Raw genomic sequence first — 1,658 nt, 5'->3', positions numbered from 1 at the left:
CCTAAATTCGTTTTAAGCGATGGGGGGACGCAGTAGGATAGGCGAAGCGTGCTGTTGGAGTGCACGTCTAAGCAGTGAGATTGAGTGTTAGGCAAATCCGGCACTCGTAAAGATTGAGCTGTGATGGGGAGAAGAAATTCGTTTCTTCGAGTCGTTGATTTCACACTGCCGAGAAAAGCCTCTAGCTAGAAAATAGGTGCCCGTACCGCAAACCGACACAGGTAGTCAAGATGAGAATTCTAAGGTGAGCGAGCGAACTCTCGTTAAGGAACTCGGCAAAATGACCCCGTAACTTCGGGAGAAGGGGTGCTCTTTAGGGTTCACGCTCTGAAGAGCCGCAGTGAATAGGCCCAAGCGACTGTTTATCAAAAACACAGGTCTCTGCTAAACCGTAAGGTGACGTATAGGGGCTGACGCCTGCCCGGTGCTGGAAGGTTAAGAGGAGTGGTTAGCTTCTGCGAAGCTACGAATCGAAGCCCCAGTAAACGGCGGCCGTAACTATAACGGTCCTAAGGTAGCGAAATTCCTTGTCGGGTAAGTTCCGACCCGCACGAAAGGCGTAACGATTTGGGCACTGTCTCAACGAGAGACTCGGTGAAATCATAGTACCGGTGAAGATGCCGGTTACCCGCGACAGGACGGAAAGACCCCGTGGAGCTTTACTGTAGCCTGATATTGAAATTCGGTACAGTTTGTACAGGATAGGTAGGAGCCTTAGAAGCGTGAGCGCTAGCTTACGTGGAGGCATTGGTGGGATACTACCCTAATTGTATTGGATTTCTAACCCGCAGCACTTATCGTGCTGGGAGACAGTGTCAGGCGGGCAGTTTGACTGGGGCGGTCGCCTCCTAAAGAGTAACGGAGGCGCTCAAAGGTTCCCTCAGAATGGTTGGAAATCATTCATAGAGTGTAAAGGCATAAGGGAGCTTGACTGCGAGACCTACAAGTCGAGCAGGGTCGAAAGACGGACTTAGTGATCCGGTGGTTCCGCATGGAAGGGCCATCGCTCAACGGATAAAAGCTACCCCGGGGATAACAGGCTTATCTCCCCCAAGAGTTCACATCGACGGGGAGGTTTGGCACCTCGATGTCGGCTCATCGCATCCTGGGGCTGTAGTCGGTCCCAAGGGTTGGGCTGTTCGCCCATTAAAGCGGTACGCGAGCTGGGTTCAGAACGTCGTGAGACAGTTCGGTCCCTATCCGTCGTGGGCGTAGGAAATTTGAGAGGCGCTGTCCTTAGTACGAGAGGACCGGGATGGACATACCTCTGGTGTACCAGTTGTCGCGCCAGCGGCATAGCTGGGTAGCTATGTATGGACGGGATAAGTGCTGAAAGCATCTAAGCATGAAGCCCCCCTCGAGATGAGATTTCCCAACTTCGGTTATAAGATCCCTCAAAGATGATGAGGTTAATAGGTTCGAGGTGGAAGCGTAGCGATACGTGGAGCTGACGAATACTAATCGATCGAAGACTTAATCAAATTTTTTCACAAGGTTTTGTTTGTGTAACTGATATACTTACTATCTAGTTTTGAATGTATAACATTCAATTTTATCTGGTGCCAATGGCAAAGAGGTCACACCTGTTCCCATGCCGAACACAGAAGTTAAGCTCTTTAGCGCCGATGGTAGTCGGACTTACGTTCCGCGAGAGTAGG

Annotated in this window: 2 rRNA genes; both read left to right on the top strand. The window is 50.8% G+C overall.

Going from position 1 to position 1,658, the window contains the following annotated elements:
• Positions 1-1,481: ribosomal RNA gene (locus tag CD122_RS04660) — 23S ribosomal RNA — on the top strand; the annotation flags it as partial.
• 74 nt (positions 1,482-1,555) lie between these two features.
• Positions 1,556-1,658, top strand: a 5S ribosomal RNA gene (gene rrf / locus CD122_RS04655); the annotation flags it as partial.

The sequence above is a fragment of the Staphylococcus rostri genome (genome assembly GCF_002902145.1).
Classification (GTDB): domain Bacteria; phylum Bacillota; class Bacilli; order Staphylococcales; family Staphylococcaceae; genus Staphylococcus; species Staphylococcus rostri.
The sequence above is the reverse complement of the archived record's forward strand: the minus strand, read 5'-3'. Positions and strand labels throughout refer to the sequence as shown.